16 protein-coding genes are annotated in these 17,319 nt (G+C 69.0%); 9 read left to right on the forward strand and 7 right to left on the reverse strand.

Translation table 11 applies throughout. From position 1 onward, the window contains the following. Positions 1 to 71 precede the first annotated feature (71 nt). On the reverse strand, positions 72 to 1,391 hold the full coding sequence (locus tag M4578_RS02105) for a LysM peptidoglycan-binding domain-containing protein (protein WP_258091779.1): 1,320 nt from the start codon (positions 1,389 to 1,391) through the stop codon (positions 72 to 74). A 102-nt stretch (positions 1,392 to 1,493) separates the two neighbouring features. Between M4578_RS02105 and M4578_RS02110 the strand changes: the two genes are divergently transcribed. After that, positions 1,494 to 2,045 carry an LOG family protein gene (locus tag M4578_RS02110; protein ID WP_258091780.1) on the forward strand — a complete coding sequence of 184 codons (552 nt, stop codon included), beginning with the start codon at positions 1,494 to 1,496 and terminating at the stop codon, positions 2,043 to 2,045. Between the two features lie 24 nt (positions 2,046 to 2,069). On the opposite strand, the gene M4578_RS02115 is transcribed toward M4578_RS02110, so the two are convergent. After that, entirely contained in the window at positions 2,070 to 4,019 is a 1,950-nt protein-coding gene (locus M4578_RS02115; RefSeq protein WP_258091781.1) for a transglycosylase SLT domain-containing protein, read from the reverse strand. A 135-nt stretch (positions 4,020 to 4,154) separates the two neighbouring features. Between M4578_RS02115 and dapA the strand changes: the two genes are divergently transcribed. Next, positions 4,155 to 5,030, forward strand: coding sequence for a 4-hydroxy-tetrahydrodipicolinate synthase (dapA, locus tag M4578_RS02120; RefSeq protein WP_258091782.1), 876 nt, complete (start codon positions 4,155 to 4,157; stop codon positions 5,028 to 5,030). A 104-nt stretch (positions 5,031 to 5,134) separates the two neighbouring features. Here dapA and M4578_RS02125 read toward each other — a convergent pair whose 3' ends face one another. Next, positions 5,135 to 5,875, reverse strand: a complete 741-nt coding sequence (locus M4578_RS02125) for a hypothetical protein (protein WP_258091783.1) — start codon at positions 5,873 to 5,875, stop codon at positions 5,135 to 5,137. A 170-nt stretch (positions 5,876 to 6,045) separates the two neighbouring features. On the opposite strand from M4578_RS02125, the gene lspA reads away from it, so the two are divergent. The 4 genes from lspA to M4578_RS02145 all read left to right on the forward strand — a co-directional run bounded on the left by lspA (position 6,046) and on the right by M4578_RS02145 (position 10,008). After that, entirely contained in the window at positions 6,046 to 6,525 is a 480-nt protein-coding gene (gene lspA / locus M4578_RS02130) for a signal peptidase II (RefSeq protein ID WP_258091784.1), read from the forward strand. 53 nt (positions 6,526 to 6,578) lie between these two features. Beyond that, entirely contained in the window at positions 6,579 to 7,109 is a 531-nt protein-coding gene (locus M4578_RS02135; protein ID WP_258091785.1) for a DUF3035 domain-containing protein, read from the forward strand. Between the two features lie 221 nt (positions 7,110 to 7,330). Beyond that, positions 7,331 to 8,695 (forward strand): M16 family metallopeptidase, encoded by a 1,365-nt coding sequence (locus M4578_RS02140; protein ID WP_258091786.1) that lies wholly within the window; start codon positions 7,331 to 7,333, stop codon positions 8,693 to 8,695. Beyond that, complete coding sequence (locus M4578_RS02145; RefSeq protein ID WP_258091787.1) at positions 8,692 to 10,008, forward strand: M16 family metallopeptidase; 1,317 nt, start codon at positions 8,692 to 8,694, stop codon at positions 10,006 to 10,008. Before M4578_RS02140 ends, M4578_RS02145 begins: the two co-directional genes overlap by 4 nt. Before the next feature lie 103 nt (positions 10,009 to 10,111). Here M4578_RS02145 and purH read toward each other — a convergent pair whose 3' ends face one another. From purH to M4578_RS02160, 3 genes are all read right to left on the reverse strand, one after another. Further along, entirely contained in the window at positions 10,112 to 11,701 is a 1,590-nt protein-coding gene (gene purH / locus M4578_RS02150; protein ID WP_258091788.1) for a bifunctional phosphoribosylaminoimidazolecarboxamide formyltransferase/IMP cyclohydrolase, read from the reverse strand. 22 nt (positions 11,702 to 11,723) lie between these two features. Further along, positions 11,724 to 13,472 (reverse strand): heparinase II/III family protein, encoded by a 1,749-nt coding sequence (locus M4578_RS02155; RefSeq protein ID WP_258091789.1) that lies wholly within the window; start codon positions 13,470 to 13,472, stop codon positions 11,724 to 11,726. A gap of 94 nt (positions 13,473 to 13,566) precedes the next feature. Next, positions 13,567 to 14,829 (reverse strand): RsmB/NOP family class I SAM-dependent RNA methyltransferase, encoded by a 1,263-nt coding sequence (locus tag M4578_RS02160; RefSeq protein WP_258091790.1) that lies wholly within the window; start codon positions 14,827 to 14,829, stop codon positions 13,567 to 13,569. 71 nt (positions 14,830 to 14,900) lie between these two features. Here M4578_RS02160 and M4578_RS02165 point away from each other — a divergent pair, with 71 nt between their 5' ends. Next, positions 14,901 to 15,098, forward strand: coding sequence for a DUF1674 domain-containing protein (locus tag M4578_RS02165; RefSeq protein ID WP_258091791.1), 198 nt, complete (start codon positions 14,901 to 14,903; stop codon positions 15,096 to 15,098). Between the two features lie 155 nt (positions 15,099 to 15,253). On the opposite strand, the gene dapB is transcribed toward M4578_RS02165, so the two are convergent. After that, complete coding sequence (dapB, locus tag M4578_RS02170; RefSeq protein ID WP_258091792.1) at positions 15,254 to 16,069, reverse strand: 4-hydroxy-tetrahydrodipicolinate reductase; 816 nt, start codon at positions 16,067 to 16,069, stop codon at positions 15,254 to 15,256. A 94-nt stretch (positions 16,070 to 16,163) separates the two neighbouring features. Here dapB and rbfA point away from each other — a divergent pair, with 94 nt between their 5' ends. Then, entirely contained in the window at positions 16,164 to 16,559 is a 396-nt protein-coding gene (gene rbfA, locus M4578_RS02175) for a 30S ribosome-binding factor RbfA (RefSeq protein WP_258091793.1), read from the forward strand. Positions 16,560 to 16,563: 4 nt separating this feature from the next. Next, complete coding sequence (locus M4578_RS02180; RefSeq protein WP_258091794.1) at positions 16,564 to 17,313, forward strand: phosphodiester glycosidase family protein; 750 nt, start codon at positions 16,564 to 16,566, stop codon at positions 17,311 to 17,313. Positions 17,314 to 17,319 lie beyond the last annotated feature (6 nt).

Here is a 17,319-nt window from a genome sequence, read left to right on the forward strand (position 1 = left end):
CAGCCCCCGGGCGCATCGGGACGCAGCCCCGCCATACCCCCAGCGCAACGCCCGCGCGGAGGGAACGGACCCTAGTCGGGAATGTCGAAAACCTGACCGGGATAGATCAGATCCGGGTCGCGGATCTGGTCGCGGTTGGCCTCGAAGAGCTTCACATAGGCGGTGCCCTCGCCATAGCGGTCGCGGGCCAGCGCCCAAAGCGTATTGCCCGGCTGCACGGTCACCGCACGCACCGGCGCCTGTGCCGTCTCCTCCTGCGCGGCAACGGCGGCCAGCTTTTCCGGGGCTTCGCGCAGGAACGGGCTTTCGGCACGCGCGCTCACCTGCCCCGCCGTATCGAGCTGATCGACACGCAGCGTGTAGGTGCCGGCCGCGACCTGCGGCAGCGCGACACGCCAGCGCCCGCTGGCGGGCACATCCGCCGTCGCGACGGGGCGATTGTCGAGATAGATGCGCAGCCGCGCCTCGGCGTTGCCCCGGCCCGACAGCGTCACGCTGCCCGCGTCGTCATAGGTGATGGCGTCGATTGCCACCTGATCCGCGACCAAGGGCGCCGAGGGCTGGAGCACCTCGACCCCCTCGGCGGTCGAGAGCAGCACGGCGGGCGCCTCGGGCCGCGGTTCAGCAACCGGCGCGGCGCGCTCCGGAGCAGCGGCAGGCGCGGCCGCATCGTCCCGCGGCACCGGCAGCTCTGCCGCGGCAACCGCTTCGGCTTGCGGTTCTGGCGCCGGCGCGGCGGGCCCGGCTTGCGGCACAGGCGCGGCGGCGGGCGCCTCGGCCAGCGTTTCGGGGGCCACCGGCATGGGCTCTGCGGGCGGCTCGGGCGCCGGCGCCGCAGCCGGAAGCACCGGCGGCGCGAGGATCACCTCATCGGCGGACTCGATCTCCTGCCCCTGCCAGAGCATCCGCAGCCGCAGCACGCGCGGGCTGCCCGAGGGCGGCAGATCGAGGAATTGCGCAAACCGGCCGGAGCCGTCGGCGGGCGCATAGGGCTGCGGCGCGCCATCGAGCAGCACCGCGACCTGCGCGCCCGGCGCCGCGCTGCCCGCCACCAGCGTCTGGCCGCCGGGATCGGCGCGCACCAGATCGAAACGCGGCGCGTCGGGCATCGCCTCGGGCGCGGGCGCGGCGGCAGCTTGCGGCGCGGGCTCGACCTCAGCGGCGGGTGCGGGCTCGACCACCGGCGCCACAGCGGGCGCCGCCTCCGCCACGGGCGCTGGCTCTGTCACGGGATCGTCGGCCACGTCCGGAGCGGGCGCTGCGGGCGCCTCCGCCGGCGGCGAGACCAGCGTCAGCGGCCCCGTATCCGGGCCAATCACCCCGGCAAGATAGAGCCCCGCCGTCACCGCGACGGCGCCCAGAATCCCCCAGCCCAGAGCCTTTGTTGCCATAGTTCGCCTTGCATCCCCTGCCCGCGTCGGAGCGACGCGGTTGAGAACCTATATCAATCCCGCTATCACCGGTCAAAACGGCAAATTGGACGAGTCCGCGCCATGATCCCCAAATCCGTCTGTGTTTACTGCGGCTCCCGACCGGGCCGCGACTCCGCCTATGCCGCCGCCGCCGAGGCGCTGGGGCAGAGCATCGCCGCCGAGCACTGGCGGCTGGTCTACGGCGCCGGCGATGTCGGGCTGATGGGCATCGTCGCCCGCGCCGCCCAGGCGGGCGGCGGCGAGACCTTCGGCGTGATCCCCACCCATCTGCTGCAACGCGAGGTCGGCAAGACCGACCTGACCCGCTTTGTCGTCACCGAAACCATGCACGAGCGCAAGAAGGTCATGGTGATGAACGCCGATGCCATCGTGATGCTGCCCGGCGGCGCCGGCAGCCTCGACGAGTTCTTCGAAGTGCTCACCTGGCGCCAGCTCGGGCTGCACGACAAACCCATCGTCCTGCTCGACGCGGACGGGTTCTGGGGGCCGCTCAAGGCGCTGCTGCGCCATATCGTGGACGAGGAATTCGCCGATCCCTCGCTGCTGGATTTCGTGCAGAGCGCCGAATCGGCCCATGGCGTCATGGAGACCCTGCGCCGCGCCCTGTCCTGAGCGCCGCGCCCGTCGGCCAGTCGGTCAGTCGCTGGGCAGCAATGTGCTGCCCACCAGCTCGGCGCTGAACGGCACCGGCAGCGGATTGCCGCCCAGCCGCGCGCGATAGACCGGCAGGCTTTCGACCACCCGCATCACATAGTTGCGGGTCTCGTTGAAGGGGATCATCTCGATCCAGTCCACCACGTCGATCTCGCCCTTCCGCGGATCGCCGAACTGCTCCATCCAGCGGATCGGGCGCGAAGGGCCGGCATTGTAGCCCGCCGCCATCATCACCGCGTTGCCGTCGAAGCGCCGCGCCAGGCTCGCCAGATATTCCGACCCCAGCCGCGCATTATAGGCCGGATCCTCGGTGAGACCGTCATGCGAATAGGCCACGTCGAGCCAGCCCGAGACCTCCTTGGCGGTGCCCGGCATGAGCTGCATCAGCCCGCGCGCGCCCGCGCCCGACACCACGTCGGGATCGAACTCCGATTCCCGCCGCGCGATGGCCAGCACCAGCTCCTTGGGCACCGGAAACTCGGTTTTCACGATGTCCGGATGCAGCGCGTAATACGGCCCCGGCAGCTCGATCCCGAACCGCGCCGCGCGCTTGCCCAGCATGACCTGCACATGCGGCCGCCCAAGCTCGGCCAGCATGACGCCAAGCTGGCCGATCTGCTGGCGGTCGAGCCCCTCGGCAAGATGGGTGAGAAAGCGCTCGCCCAGGCTCACCTCTCCCGAGGCGAGCAGCAGGACCGCCGCCTTGTAGACGCTGGACTGCGTAAAGGGCGCCTGGCGCCAGTCGGGAAAGGCCTCGGTACCGGCCAGCGCCGGATCCGCCGGCACGCCCGCCCTTTCGGCGGCGAGCAGCCCGTAGAAGGAGGTCTGCCAGCGCGCGCCCTGCCGATAGGCGTCGCGCGCGCCCGCATCGTCGCCCAGCGCCTCCAGCGCGCGGCCGGTCCAATAGCCCGCCCGGCCCAGCGAGATCGGCGTATCCACCGCGCCGCCATGGCCACGGAAATGGCCGAGCGCGGTCTGCGGATCGTCCAGGAAACGCAGCGCGATATAGCCCGACAGCCATTCCAGCCCCGCATAATCCGAGCCTTCGACCAGATGATGGGTCGAGGCGACGCGATAGGCATCGCGATACTTGCCCTCCAGCATCAGCTCATGGGCGAGATCGTCGCGCCGCCCGGCCCAGGCCCAGGGTTCGCCCAGGGTCTCGGCGCTTTTGGAATGCTCCAGCAGCAGCGCGATGGCATCGGCGTCGCGCCCCTTGCGGACGCGCCAGAGGTAACGTTCATAGGCCAGACCGGGGTGGTTCTTGAGCCTGTCCGGCACCGCCTCGATGCGGACATCCACCCCCGCCTCCATATCGCGCAGCGCGATTCGTGCCTCGGCCAGCTTCTGCCAGTCCTCGCCGACCAGCGGGATCATCGCGCGGGCGTTGGACTCCCAGCCCTTCCACAGCGCCATGTCCAGCCGCGCCTCGTGATGCGGCTTCAGCAGCGTGCCCCAGTCCGACAGGAAAGTCTGCCGCTCTTCCGAGGACAGCGGCAGCGTCCGCCAGGCCATGACCACCTCGGCCTCGGCGGCACCGCGTTCGCCCTCGGCCAGATAGGCGCGGGCCAGCGCCAGCGCCCCGGCGCCGGTCTGCGGGCGATACCCCTCGAAAAACGCGCGAACAATATCGTTGTCGCCCGATTCCGAGATCGCGATCTCGCTCTTTTCGCGCAGATAGGGCATCCCCGGCCAGTCCGGGTTGCGCTTGAGGAAATCCATGATCTGCGCCGCGTCGCCCCGGCTGGCGCGCAGATAATGCCACAGAATGACATCGAGCGCGGCCTGCCCGTCACCGCGCGAATCGATCAGCGCGGCGGCCCAGTTGCCCTGGCGCATGGCCGTCATGGCCTGCGCCAGCGGACGGTCCTGCTGGGCTTGGGCGGGGAAGCTGGTGACGATCAGGAGGAGAAGGGCCCAGAGGCGCGACATGAGCTTGCAATTTCCGATCTGAAAAGGAATAGACGCTGGCCAGAGGATACCGCGCGGCCGGAAGGCTTCCAACTCACAATCCCGGCAGGGCGCGGTGATCCGCCGGAGGAAAGACAGCAAGAAATGGAGCGTGTCATGTTGAAAGGTTCGATGCCTGCCCTGGTCACGCCGTTTAAGGACGGCGCGGTGGATTTCGACACGCTCAAACGTCTGGTCGATTGGCAGATTGCGCAGGGCAGCCACGGGCTGGTGCCGGTGGGCACCACCGGCGAAAGCCCCACCCTCACCCACGAGGAGCACGAGGCCGTCATCGCCTGCGTGGTCGAGGCCGCGGCGGGCCGCGTGCCGGTGGTTGCGGGCGCGGGCTCCAACAACACCGACGAGGCGATGCGCTTTGTGCAATTCGCTGAGAAGGTCGGCGCCAGCGCGGCGCTGGTGGTGACGCCCTATTACAACAAGCCGACCCAGGCCGGCATGATCGCGCATTTCACCGCGCTGCACGACTGCGCCGAAATTCCGATCGTGATCTACAACATCCCCGGCCGCTCGGCGGTGGACATGACCCCCGCCACCATGGGCGCGCTGGCAAAGCTGCCGCGCATCGTCGGTGTGAAAGACGCCACCGGCGATCTGGCGCGGGTCAGCGCGCAGCGCATCACCTGCGGGCCGGACTTCATCCAGCTCTCGGGCGAGGACGCCACCGCGCACGGGTTCAACGCCCAGGGCGGCACCGGCTGCATCTCGGTCACCGCCAATGTGGCACCGAAACTCTGCTCGGAGTTGCAGGAGGCCACGCTGGCCGGCGATTACGGCAAGGCGCTGGAGATCCAGGACCGGCTGATGCCGCTGCATCAGGCGATCTTTGCCGAGCCGGGCGTCAGCGGCGCGAAATACGCCATGCACCGGCTGGGGCTCTGCGCGGAAGAGCAGCGGCTGCCGCTGCTGCCGGTCACCGAGCCGGTTCGCGCGCGGCTGGACAGCGCCCTGCGCCATGCCGGGCTTCTGAACTGAGATCCGATGGAGCAAGGGGGCGCTGCCCCCGTCTTCGGCTCCGCCCGGTGCATTTTCGAACAGAAGACGATAGGGGCTGCGTGGCGGCCCCTATGCTTGTTCGGTCAGCCTGTGTGCATGCTCAGGCGGGTCATGATCTCGTCCACCGCGGACGGGAGATCGGGGGGCATGACATGCCAGCCCTCCTTCGGCCGCGGGGCCAGCCGAAGGCGGTCACCCGTCCAGCGGTCGTCTATATATCGCAGCCGTTCGGCGCGGCTCTTGGTCGACAGCGCGCGGGCGAGGCAGGCGCGGCGATCGGGCTCGATCGAGCCCCAGATCCGGTCGGCGAGGCTCTTGGTCCCGGCGGCGCGATCTTCCAGTGACCTCCCCTCAGCGGTCCATTCGCCTGCCTGGATCATCATGGGGGCGACGCGGTCGGTCCATACGAAGCCACCGGCTTCACAGCGGATGTAGCCGCAACGGGCCAGCGCCCAGATCACCGGCTTGAAATCGGGCGGCGGCGCGAAGGGGCGGCGGGTGACGGGAAGCCGCGCCTCGAAACAGGTTACCCCGATAAAACTTTCAAGCAGCAGGTCGAGCAGGTTCGCGGGCGGCGGCATGCTGTCCAGATGCGTGCGCCAGCCTTCGTGGGCGACGGTCCAGCGCCAGCCGTCGTAGCGGCGATCAAGCAGGCCCATGGTGTCGAGCAACCTGCAGGCGGCCGACCATTCTCTGCTGGGCGAACCGTCGAACCAGCCACCCGCCCGCCAGCGCGCGGGCGGGCGGTGCCGCAAAAGCGCAGCGGCGATCTGAAGGGCCAATTCGATGCTCAGGGAGCGCAGGGGATCGGGCTGCTGGGTCATGGGCCCGGGAATGGCCGCCGAATCCGGCATCAATGCGGCTCTGCCCTGCCCGGCGGGGAGGACGTTTTGCGCTTGTGACCCGGTGGCCACAGGGGCACCCTGCCCCGGACCTTTTCATCGGCGCTGCGGGAGGGTAGAGCGTGGCGAAAGCCAAACGATGGAGGCAACGCGTGCGGATCGTGGCATGGGTGGCGCTGTTCACCTTCCTGTTCGACCAACTGACGAAATGGATCGTCGTACATGTGATGGCGCTGGACACGCGGCTGGCCATCGACGTGCTGCCTCCCGTCCTGAATTTCCGCATGGCCTGGAACTACGGCATCAATTTCGGCCTTCTGGGCAGCGGCGCCGCTGCGACGAAATGGATCCTGATCTCGGTCGCGCTCGGCATCGTGCTCTTTGTGCTGGTCTGGCTGCGCCGCGATCCGCCGGGCCTTGCGGGCCTGCTCGCCGGCGGGCTGTTGGTGGGCGGCGCGCTCGGCAATGTGGTCGACCGGCTGCTCTATGGCGCGGTGGCGGATTTTCTCAACATGTCCTGCTGCGGCATCGACAACCCCTTCGCCTTCAACGTCGCGGACATCGCGATCTTTGCCGGGGCGTTGGGGCTGGTGCTGTTTCCCGGGCGCAAGGCAGGGAAAAACGCCTCGTGACGCCGCGCAAATCATACGTTAAAGCAGGGACAGGCAAGAACCGGAGGGTGGCAATGAAGCTGTCGCACGTCGTGCTGATGATGGGGCTGATCGGGCTCGCCGCCTGTTCCGGGCGCGAGCGGGATATTCGCCTGCACGAATTGCGCAGCAACAAGGGCACGCCCGAGGAATTTGCCATCGTGCCGAACCGGCCGCTGGAAATGCCCGAGACCATGGCGGCGCTTCCGGCCCCGACCCCGGGCAGCGCCAACCGCAGCGACCAGACGCCCAAGGCCGATGCCGTGGCCGCGCTAGGGGGCAACCCGGCACGGGTCACCGCCAGCGGCGGCGCCCCGAGCGGCGACGGCGCGCTGATCAACAGCGCCTCGCGCTATGGCCGCGATGCGGGCATCCGCGAACAGCTTGCCGCCGAGGATCTGGAGTTCCGCAAGCGCAAGTCGCTGTTCACCTGGAAGCTCGTGCCGCAGGACGAATATTACGACGCCTACCGCCGGCAGTGGCTCGACACCTATGCGGTGCTCGACGCCTTCCGCCGCGCCGGCGTCCGCACGCCCTCCGCCCCGCCCGAAGGCTGGGAAAACTAACCCCCCGCGCCCGCGGCAAACCGCCCCACCCCGCAGCGGCCCCGCCCTGCGGGTGCTGCGCCGGCGGGCCTGCAGCCAAGGCGGCCATGCCTGCCGCCGCCATCCGGGGCCGGTTCCGTCGCGCCCCGCCCCCTTCACGAAACCGCAAGCCCGGCTTGATTACCTCTGCCGAGCGCGTAGGTTGAAGCGCACCAACCGCATAGAGACCGGGGAAATTGCCGATGAGACGACTGGCCGCGGCCTGCACCGCCCTGTTCCTGACCGCCCTGCCCGCGCTTGCCGAGGGCACGGAGGATCAAGTCACCAGCTTTTCGCTGGACAACGGCATGGAGGTGGTGGTGATCGAGGATCATCGCGCGCCGGTCGTGGTTCACATGGTGTGGTATCGCGCCGGCTCCGCCGACGAGACCCCCGGCAAATCCGGGGTCGCGCATTTTCTCGAACACCTGCTCTTCAAGGGCACAGACACGCTGGCCCCGGGTGAATTCTCGCAGGTTGTGGCCAAAAACGGCGGCACCGACAACGCCTTCACCTCCACCGATCAGACCGCCTATTACCAGCGCGTCGCCGCCGACCGGCTGGGGCTGATGATGAAGATGGAGGCGGACCGGATGGTCAATCTGCGCCTCGACGAAGAGGACATCCTCACCGAGCGCGACGTGATCATCGAAGAGCGCAACACCCGGGTGGAAAACGACCCCGCGGCGCTGATGCGCGAACAGCTCGGTGCGGCGCTCTATCTCAATCACCGCTACGGCGTGCCGATCATCGGCTGGCGGGACGAGATGGAAACCCTCGATCTCGACGCCGCCTACAGCTATTACCACCGCTTCTACGCGCCCAATAACGCGATCCTCGTGGTTGCCGGCGACGTGACCCCGGACGAGGTCCGGCGCCTCGCCGAAGAGCATTACGGCCCGGTGCCCGCCAACCCCGAGGTCGGCGCCCCCCGCGCCCGCCCGCAGGAGCCCCGCCAGATGGCCGAGCGGCGGCTGATCTTCAAGGACCCGCGCGTCGCGCAGCCCTATGTGATGCGCCGCTATCTCGCCCCCGAGCGGGACGCGGGCGCGCAGCGCGAGGCGGCGGCGCTGACCCTGCTGGAAGAGATCCTCGGCGGCGGGCAGACCTCGGTGCTGAACCGCGACCTTCAGTTCGACCGCAAGGTCTCTCTATACACGGCGGCCTTCTACAACGGCACCTCCTATGACGACACCAGCTTCGGCCTGATCGTGGTGCCCGCCCCCGGCGTGACGCTGGACGCGGCCGAAGCGGCGCTCGACGAGACCCTGGCGGCGTTTCTCGACGAGGGTGTCGATCCGGCGCAGCTCGACCGGATCAAGTTCCAGTTCCGCGCCGATCAGATCTATGCCCGCGACGATGTCCAGGGGCTGGCACGGCGCTATGGCGGCGCGCTGACCTCGGGGCTGACGGTCGCGGATGTGCAGGCCTGGCCGGACATCCTGCAATCTGTGACCGGCGACGAGATCGTCGCGGCGGCGCGCAAGGTCTTCGACCGCAATCATTCGGTGACCGGGTATTTGCTGCCCGACGAGGCCGCGCCCGCGGCGCAGGAGGTCTCGCAATGAAGCCGCTTCTCGCCTTTGTCTTCAGCCTGTTCCTGGCCGCCCCGGCGCTCGCCGAAATCGACATCCAGACGGTCGAGACCCCGAAGGGCTTTACCGCCTGGCTGGTCGAGGAGCCGTCGATCCCCTTCACCTCGCTGGAAATCCGCTTCGAGGGCGGCACCTCGCTCGATGCGCCGGGCGAGCGCGGCGCGACCCATCTGATGGTGGCGCTGCTCGAGGAAGGTGCGGGCGAGTATGACGCGCGCGGCTTTGCCGAAGCCTCCGAGGCGCTGGCGGCCAGCTTCCGCTACGATTCCGGCCCCGACACGGTTTCGGTCTCGGCGAAGTTCCTGACCGAGAACCGCGACGCGGCCATGGCGCTGCTGCGCGAAAGCCTGGTCGCCCCGCGCTTCGACGAGGACGCCGTCGAGCGGGTCCGCGCGCAGGTGCTCTCCAGCATCCGCAGCGATGCGAAGGATCCCGATGCCATCGCCAACGCGACCTTCGACCGGATGCTCTTTGGCGATCATCCCTACGGCTCGCAGCCCGAAGGCACCGAAGAGAGCGTCTCGGCGCTCAGCCGCGACGATCTGATCGCCGCGCACAAGGCGGCGCTGGCCCGTGACCGGGTCTATATCGCTGCCGCCGGCGACATTTCCGCCGAAGAGCTGTCCAGCCTGATCGACGGGCTGCTGGGCGATCTGCCGGCGACCGGCGCGCCGCTGCCCGCCGATCTCGAGGTGACGACCACCGCCGGCGTCACGGTGGTACCCTTCGACACGCCGCAATCGGTGGCGATGTTCGGCCAGAAGGGGCTCAAGCGCGACGATCCCGATTTCTTCGCCGCCTATGTGATGAACACGATTCTGGGCGGCGGCGGCTTCGAGGCGCGGCTGATGACCGAGGTGCGCGAAAAGCGCGGGCTCACCTATGGCGTCTATTCCTATCTCGTGCCGCTGGATCATGCGGAGCTTTATCTGGGCCGCGTCGCCTCGGCCAATGACCGGGTCGCCGAGGCGATCACGGTGATCCGCGACGAATGGGCCAAGATGGCGCGGGACGGTGTGACCCGGGAAGAGCTGGACCAGGCCAAGACCTATCTGACCGGCGCCTATCCGCTGCGCTTCGACGGCAATGGCCCGATCGCGCGGATTCTGGTGGGGATGCAGATGGACGGGCTGACGCCGGATTACGTGACCACCCGCAACGCCCAGGTCGAGGCGGTGACGCTGGAGGATGTGAAGCGCGTCGCCGGCGATCTTCTGAAACCCGATGCGCTGCGTTTCGTGGTCGTGGGCCAGCCCGAGGGGCTGGAGGAAACGCCGGGACAGTAACCCGCGTTTTCCCCGGAAATGGAAAGAGGGCCGGAGCATCGCTCCGGCCTTCTTTGCTTCGGTCCCCGCGAGGAGAGCCCGCAAGGGCTCGAGGAGCGGCGCCTCAGTGGCGGAAATGCCGCATGCCGGTAAAGACCATCGCCAGCCCCGCCGCGTCGGCCGCCGCGATCACCTCATCGTCGCGCATCGAGCCGCCCGGCTGGATCACCGTGCTGGCCCCCGCCGCCGCCGCTTCCAGCAGCCCGTCGGCAAAGGGGAAGAACGCGTCCGACGCCACCGCCGAGCCCTTGGTCAGCGGCGCGGACAGCTCCAGCGCCTCGGCCATGCGCTCGGCCTTCTTGGCCGCGATCAGCGCCGAATCCACCCGGCTCATCTGGCCCGCGCCCACCCCTACGGTCGCGCCGTCCTTCACATAGACGATGGCGTTCGATTTCACATGCTTGGCCACCTTCCAGGCAAAAAGCAGATCGGCCAGCTCGTCATCCGTGGGCTTGCGCTTGGTCACCACCTTCAGATCGTCGCGCGTGATCCGCCCGTTATCCTTGTCCTGCACCAGGATCCCGCCCGAGACCTGACGATAGGCCAGACCCGGCTCGGCGGTGTCCGCCAGCGCGCCGGTGGTCAGCAGGCGCAGATTCTTCTTCCGGGCAAAAATCTCCTTCGCGGCATCGTCTGCGCCCGGCGCGATGACCACCTCGGTGAAGATCTCGGTGATCGCCTCCGCCGTCTCGGCATCCAGCACCATGTTCAGCGCCACGATGCCGCCGAAGGCCGAGGTGCGGTCGCAGTCGAAGGCCTTCTGATAGGCCTCCTTCAGCGTTGCGCCCTTCGCCACGCCGCAGGGATTGGCGTGCTTGATGATCGCGCAGGCCGGCCCGTCGGCGGGCAGGAACTCCGACACCAGCTCAAATGCCGCATCGGTGTCGTTGATATTGTTGTAGCTGAGCTCCTTGCCCTGATGCTGCTCAGCCGTCGCCACCCCCGGACGGGCCGAGCCGTCGCGGTAGAAGGCCGCGCTTTGATGCGGGTTCTCGCCATAGCGCAGGGTCTGCGCCAGCTCGCCCGCGAAGGCGCGGCGGCGCGGTGCCGCCGCCTTCAGCGCGCCTGCCATCCAGCCCGAAACGGCGGCGTCATAGGCGGCGGTGCGGGCATAGGCGGTCAGCGCCAGATTTTGCCGGAACGCATAGCTGGTGGCGCCGTCATGGGCGTCGAGCTCGGCCAGAAGCGCGTCGTAATCGGCCACATCCACCACCACATTGACGAAGCCGTGGTTCTTGGCCGCCGCGCGGATCATCGCCGGGCCGCCGATGTCGATATTCTCGATGCAGGTCTCGTAATCGGCGCCCTTGGCCACCGTCTCCTCGAACGGGTAGAGATTGACCACCAGCAGGTCGATCTCGGGAATGCCGTGGCCTTTCATCGCGCCCCGGTGTTCGGCATTGTCGCGCAGCGCCAGCAGCCCGCCATGGATGCGCGGATGCAGTGTCTTGACCCGCCCGTCCATCATCTCGGGAAATTCGGTGACCTCGGCCACATCCGTCACCGCGACGCCCGCCTCGCGCAGCGCCTTGGCCGAGCCGCCGGTGGAGAGGATCTCGATCCCCCTCGCGGCCAGCGCCTGGCCAAGCTCGATAAGGCCGGTCTTGTCGGAAACGGAAATCAGCGCGCGGGCGACAGGGTGCAGATCAGGCATTCGGATGGGGTCCCCAGATGGTTCATAGCGTCTCATCCGCGTCGTCCATGGCAAGGTCGCGCACCGCAATCGCGGTGTCCTGCGCCTTGGCCAGCGACCAGCGGATGCGCGTCGCATACTCCATCACGCGCCCGGATAAAACGATCTGTTTGGCGGCACGGGGCCGCAGACGGCCTTTTTCCAGATAAACCGACGGCTCCAGCGTCAGCTCCGGCCCCGGATCGAAGCGGAAAACCCAGATTTCCCCCGACCGCAGCGCCATGGAAACGGCGCTTCCGCCCATGTCCAGCTCGGCATCCACCTCCGGGTGCAGATGAAAGCGGAGCTGCCAGGGCAGCCCCGAGAGCTTCACCGCATCCATGCGCCGGTCGAACAGCAGCTTGTCGGGATCGCTGAGCGTCATCAGCAGATCCTCGCCCACCAGCCCGCGACCGTCGAAGGTCAGCTCCAGCACCCGCGCATGGGTCAGACCGTGCGTCTTGCGATAACCGTCATGCCCGCCTTCGAAACGAATCCCGTCCGAGGCGGGGGTCATCTGCACCGGCACGTTCTGCGGCGCATCCTCGAGCAATTCGCGCTCGGCGCCGCCCACCCGGCGCGGCGACGCCAGCCGGGCGCTGGAATAGCCGTCCAGGCACAGGGTCGAATGCGAAGGCGTCGCGCGCCCGGCGCGCCGCCAGTCCTCTCCAAAGACCGCGCCCGAGCCGCAGCTCACCACCAGCGGGCGCCGCCCCGAGGTCAGTTCAAAGGCCAGCGTCGAGGCATGGGCATCGGCCGAGGCCCGCCCGCCCGGCGGTGGCGCCGCATCGACGATGACGCTGGTGCGCCCCGCCGACAGCCGCGCATAGCCCATGGCCAGCCCGTCGGCCTGCCGCTTCTTGCTCCCCGAGGCGGCCAGCGCCTGATCGAGCCGCCCGTCGAGCCCCCGGCCCCCGCCCTGGAACCGCGCCAGCCCGCCATCCGCATGGCGCAGCGCGCGCAGCGTCGGCGCGATGCGGGCGATGGCGGCAAGATGGGCCTCGTCGGGCTGCCTGTCACCCTCTTCCAGCGCCGCCTGGGTCCAGGTGAGCAGGGTGAAGACCTCCAGAAGCTCTTCTGGATTGCGCGTCGGAATGCCCCCCAGCGCATCCACCTGCCGGGCACATTCCGCCCCCAGCGCGCGACGGGCGGGCTCCACATGGGCGCCCATGCCCTGCAGCGACAGCCCCGCATAGACCAGACCGGTCAGCGCCTCGAAGCGCGGCAGCCCGGGCGCCGAGCTCGACCAGCGCCGGCTGAGGAAGATCGTCTGACAGGCGAGCGCGCGATAGAAATCGGTCGATTTCTCGCTGTCGATGCCGCGCAGGACGAACAGCGCATGATGGATCGACCGGATCAGCCGCCGCCCGGCCAGTTCGGGCGTCCAGCCCGGCCCGCGACCGTTGCCATAGCGCAGGATCCAGCCCCAGAGCCATTTCTGTGCCACCGCCCGCGCCCGCGCATCGCCCACCGCCGCCAGATCGTCGAGCCAGCGGAAGCCGTGGATCTCTTCCTCCCAGGCGGCATCCGGCGTGTCGAGATCCCAGATCATCACCTCGGGCGCCTCGACCAGATGGCCCGCGAACATCAGATTGCCCGCGCAAAGCTGCCGCCCCTTGGCGAAACTGCCGGTGCTGCGCGGTTCGGGCTGCGAGACAAAGCCGGTGGCAGGCCGGGCACGGGTGGCCATACGCGCATGAAAGCGGTTCAGAAACCGCGTCACGGCGGCGGAGCAGCTTCCGTTTTGTGACATGCGCCCTCGTGCCTCTCGCCCGCTCTGATCGCGGCTGTTCTTTGCGGCGATGATAACCTGCGGGCCGGGGCGAGTCACCTTGGAATGGCCGGTCTCAGCCCGGTTTCCGCAGCAGCGCCATATAGAACCCGTCCATGCCGCCGCGATCCGCCCAGAAATCGGGCCGCAGCCGCAACCCGCCCTCGGAACTGCGCCAGGCTGGCGCGATCCCTGGCGCCTCCGCGGGCAGCACCGTCAGCCCGGCATGGCGGACCAGCGCCTCCTCGATCTGGCATTCGCCCTCGTCGGGGATCAGCGAACAGGTGCAGAAGACCAGCCGCCCGCCCGGCACCAGCAGGTCCAGCGCATGGTCGATCATCGCCGCCTGCAAGCCGATCAGGTCCGAAATCCCCTCGCCCTGTTTCGCATGCGGCAGATCGGGATGGCGCCGGATCGTGCCCGTGGCCGAACAGGGCGCATCGAGCAGGATCGCGTCATAGCGCCCCTCATGCTCCAGCGCATCGCCCGCCACGATCTCGGCCTCGAGCCCGGTGCGGGCGAGGTTCTCAGACACCCGCGCCAGCCGCGTTTCCGACAGATCGAGCGCGGTGACCCGCGCCCCCGCCGCCGCAAGCTGCATGGTCTTGCCGCCGGGCGCCGCGCACATGTCCAGCACCCGCAGCCCCGCGACATCGCCCAAGAGCCGCGCCGGCAATGCTGCGGCCGCATCCTGCACCCACCAGTCGCCGGCCGCGTAGCCCGGCAGCGCCGAGACCTGCCCCGCCTGTGCCAGCCGCACCGATCCGGTGGGCAAAAGCGCGCCCGCCACCGTCTGCGCCAGCGCCGCCGCGTCGGTCTTTGCCGTCAGATCCAGCGGCGCCCCCGCCAGATGCGCGGCCTCCATCGCCGCCACCGCCTTGCCGCCCCAGGCCGCCACCAGCGGCGCGCGCAGCCAGCGCGGCAGGCGCGGCACCCGCAGCTTGGCCCATTCCGCCGGGCCCTCGGCGGCGATCTTGCGCAGCACCGCGTTGACCAGCCCCTTCATGCTCTGCGCCTTGCGGTCCTGCGCGACGATCTGCACGCAGTCGTTCACGACCCCATGGGCCGCGCCGCCGGTGCACAGCTCCCAGGCGCCCAGCCGCAGCACATTCTTCACAAAGACCGGCGGCCCCTTGCGCAGATGCGGCTTCAGCACCCGGTCGCAGCGTTCGAGATTGCGCAGCACCTCCGCCGCCATGCGCTGTGCGGCAGCGCGGTCGGCAGGCGCCAGCGCCGCCCAGGCGGGGCCGGTCATGGCGTCGGACATCAGCCGCCCCTGGCCCAGAACCTGGCCAAGCAGCGCCACGGCCTGCGCGCGGGCGGTCGGGATGGGCGGCATGAGGTCTCTCCGGGGGTTGTCGCTGGGGTGGCGGCGCGTATATCAAAGGCAACCAGCCGAGGAAAGCCGCCATGTCCGAGGACAATACCGCCCGCCAAGACCTTCCCCCCGCCGCGCAGCGCGCTTTGGCCGAAGCCGCCGAGCGCCGGCGCTTGGCCGAGGACGAGGCCGCGAAGAACCCCGCGCCCAAGGAATACGGCGGCCGCGACGGGCTCGATCCCGCGCGCTACGGCGATTGGGAGAAAAAGGGCATCGCCATCGACTTCTGACCGGAAGGCAGCACGGTCATCCCCGCGGCGGCGCGGGCCCGCACGCCACGCCCTGCGTATTTGTCAAAGAGAAGAAGATCAAAGACGGGGACAGCCCCTGCCCTTTCTTCTCTTTTCAAATACGCAAAAAAACTGCGGCGCCAGAGGCGCGGGCCTCAGTCCTTGAGGCCCAGCACGTCCAGCATGTCGTATTCGCCCGGCCCCTTGTCCTGCCCCCAGAGCGCCGCCTTCAGCGCGCCCCGGGCAAAAAGCGCGCGATCGGAGGCGATATGCTTGAGGACGATGCGCTCGCCGGCGGTGGCAAAGATCACCTCGTGCTCGCCCACCACATCGCCACCGCGAAGGGCGTGAAAGCCGATATGGCCCCGCTCCCGCTTGCCGGTGATCCCGTCGCGGCCCCGGTCCGAGACCTCCTCGAGCGCCACGCCGCGCCCGGCGGCGGCGGCCTCGCCCAGCATCAATGCGGTGCCCGAGGGCGCATCGACCTTCTGGTTGTGATGCGACTCGACGATCTCGATGTCCCAATCGGCATCGAGCGCGGCGGCCACCTGCTGCGTCACCTTGGTGAGCAGGTTCACGCCCAGCGACATATTGCCGGCCCGCACGATCACCGCATGGCGCGCGGCAACATGGATCTTGTGCAGATCCTCCTCGGAAAGCCCCGTGGTGCCGATCACATGCACCGCCCGCGCCTGCGCCGCCAGCTCGGCGAATGCCACCGTCGCCGCCGGGGCGGTGAAGTCGATCACCGCCTGCGCCTTGGCAAAAGCCTCGAGCGCGTCATCGGTCACCGCCACGCCCAGCTCGGTGCCGCCCATGCAGACGCCCAGATCGCGCCCGACCCAGGCGTGCCCGCTGCGTTCGACCCCTGCGACCAGCGTCAGCCGGTCGCTTTTCAGCACCTCGCGCACGAGCATCTGCCCCATGCGGCCCGAGACCCCCGTCACCACAACACCCGGCTTTTCGGTCATCGCGCCCTCCAATCTGCGCCTGCGCTCATCCGCGTCTCCTTAGCGCGCTCCGGCGCGCTTGGCAAAGGGGCGGGCAAGGACTAAGTGGGAAGGCATGGGCAAGAACAGATTCCATGACGGGCACGGGCCAAGCCAGCGGCAGCTGAGGGTCGGCGAACTCATTCGCCGGACGCTCTCGGAGGTACTGACGCGCGGCGACATCCACGATCCCGAGCTGAACCGGATGTCGATCACCGTGGGCGAGGTCACCGTCTCGCCCGACCTCAAGGTCGCGACCGCCTATGTGGTGCCTCTGGGCGGCGGTCACTCCGACGAGATGTTCGACCTGCTCAAGCGCAACAAATCCGAGCTGCGCCGGGCGGTCTCGAAAGGGCTGACGCTGAAATTCGCCCCCGAGCTGCGGTTTCGCCTGGACGAAACCTTCGACCGGCTCGACGAGACGCGGCGGCTGTTTTCCCAGGACGCGGTGCGCCGCGATCTGGAGGAGTAGCCCGGTGCGCCGCTGGCTCGCCATCGCCGGGACGCTGGCGCTGGCGGCGCTTGCCGCGCTGCCCGCGCGCGCGGTGACCTGCGAAAGCGAAACCTACGAGGGCAACCGCTACACGCTTTGCACCGTGGATGCCGCCCGCGAAACCCTGCGCAGCTTCCTCTACACCCCCGAGGGCACGCCCTGGGGGCAGTTCGCGCCCCTCGAGGCGGCGCTGAAGGCCGAGGGCCGGACCCTCGTCTTCGGCATGAACGGCGGCATGTATCACGAAGACCGCGCGCCGGTCGGCTATTATGTCGAGAACCGGCGCGAGGAGATGCGGGTGATCTCCAGCGCCGGACCGGGGAATTTCGGCCTGCTGCCAAACGGCATCTTCTGCATCCGCGCCAGCCGCGCCGATGTGATCGAGACCCGCGCCTTCCTGCGTGACCGCCCGCGCTGCCGCTATGCGACGCAATCCGGGCCGATGCTGGTGATCGACGGCGCCTTGCATCCGCGCTTCCTGCCCGACAGCAGCTCGCGCTACATCCGCAACGGCGTTGGCAGCTCCGCCGATGGCAAGACGGTGGTCTTTGCGATTTCCGAAAACGCGGTGACCTTCCACGAATTCGCGCGGCTGTTCCGCGACCGGCTGGAACTGCCCCAGGCGCTGTTCCTCGATGGCAATGTCTCGCGGCTCTATGCGCCCGAGATCGGGCGCCGCGACCTCGGGCGCAGCATGGGCCCGATTCTGGGCGTCGTCGAACCCGTCGAGTGAGCCGCC

The sequence above is a fragment of the Salipiger pentaromativorans genome (assembly GCF_024721115.1).
In the GTDB taxonomy this organism is placed as follows: Bacteria; Pseudomonadota; Alphaproteobacteria; order Rhodobacterales; family Rhodobacteraceae; genus Salipiger; species Salipiger pentaromativorans.

Bases quoted from the DNA above. Each gene is read 5' to 3' on its own strand.
- M4578_RS02160 (WP_258091790.1), bottom strand. From the start codon at position 14,829: ATGCCGCCCATCCCGACCGCCCGCGCGCAGGCCGTGGCGCTGCTTGGC.
- M4578_RS02145 (WP_258091787.1), top strand. From the start codon at position 8,692: ATGAAGCCGCTTCTCGCCTTTGTCTTCAGCCTGTTCCTGGCCGCCCCG.
- purH (WP_258091788.1), bottom strand. From the start codon at position 11,701: ATGCCTGATCTGCACCCTGTCGCCCGCGCGCTGATTTCCGTTTCCGAC.
- M4578_RS02110 (WP_258091780.1), top strand. From the start codon at position 1,494: ATGATCCCCAAATCCGTCTGTGTTTACTGCGGCTCCCGACCGGGCCGC.
- M4578_RS02105 (WP_258091779.1), bottom strand. From the start codon at position 1,391: ATGGCAACAAAGGCTCTGGGCTGGGGGATTCTGGGCGCCGTCGCGGTG.
- M4578_RS02135 (WP_258091785.1), top strand. From the start codon at position 6,579: ATGAAGCTGTCGCACGTCGTGCTGATGATGGGGCTGATCGGGCTCGCC.
- M4578_RS02140 (WP_258091786.1), top strand. From the start codon at position 7,331: ATGAGACGACTGGCCGCGGCCTGCACCGCCCTGTTCCTGACCGCCCTG.
- M4578_RS02125 (WP_258091783.1), bottom strand. From the start codon at position 5,875: ATGACCCAGCAGCCCGATCCCCTGCGCTCCCTGAGCATCGAATTGGCC.
- M4578_RS02165 (WP_258091791.1), top strand. From the start codon at position 14,901: ATGTCCGAGGACAATACCGCCCGCCAAGACCTTCCCCCCGCCGCGCAG.
- M4578_RS02115 (WP_258091781.1), bottom strand. From the start codon at position 4,019: ATGTCGCGCCTCTGGGCCCTTCTCCTCCTGATCGTCACCAGCTTCCCC.
- dapB (WP_258091792.1), bottom strand. From the start codon at position 16,069: ATGACCGAAAAGCCGGGTGTTGTGGTGACGGGGGTCTCGGGCCGCATG.
- M4578_RS02155 (WP_258091789.1), bottom strand. From the start codon at position 13,472: ATGTCACAAAACGGAAGCTGCTCCGCCGCCGTGACGCGGTTTCTGAAC.
- dapA (WP_258091782.1), top strand. From the start codon at position 4,155: ATGTTGAAAGGTTCGATGCCTGCCCTGGTCACGCCGTTTAAGGACGGC.
- rbfA (WP_258091793.1), top strand. From the start codon at position 16,164: ATGGGCAAGAACAGATTCCATGACGGGCACGGGCCAAGCCAGCGGCAG.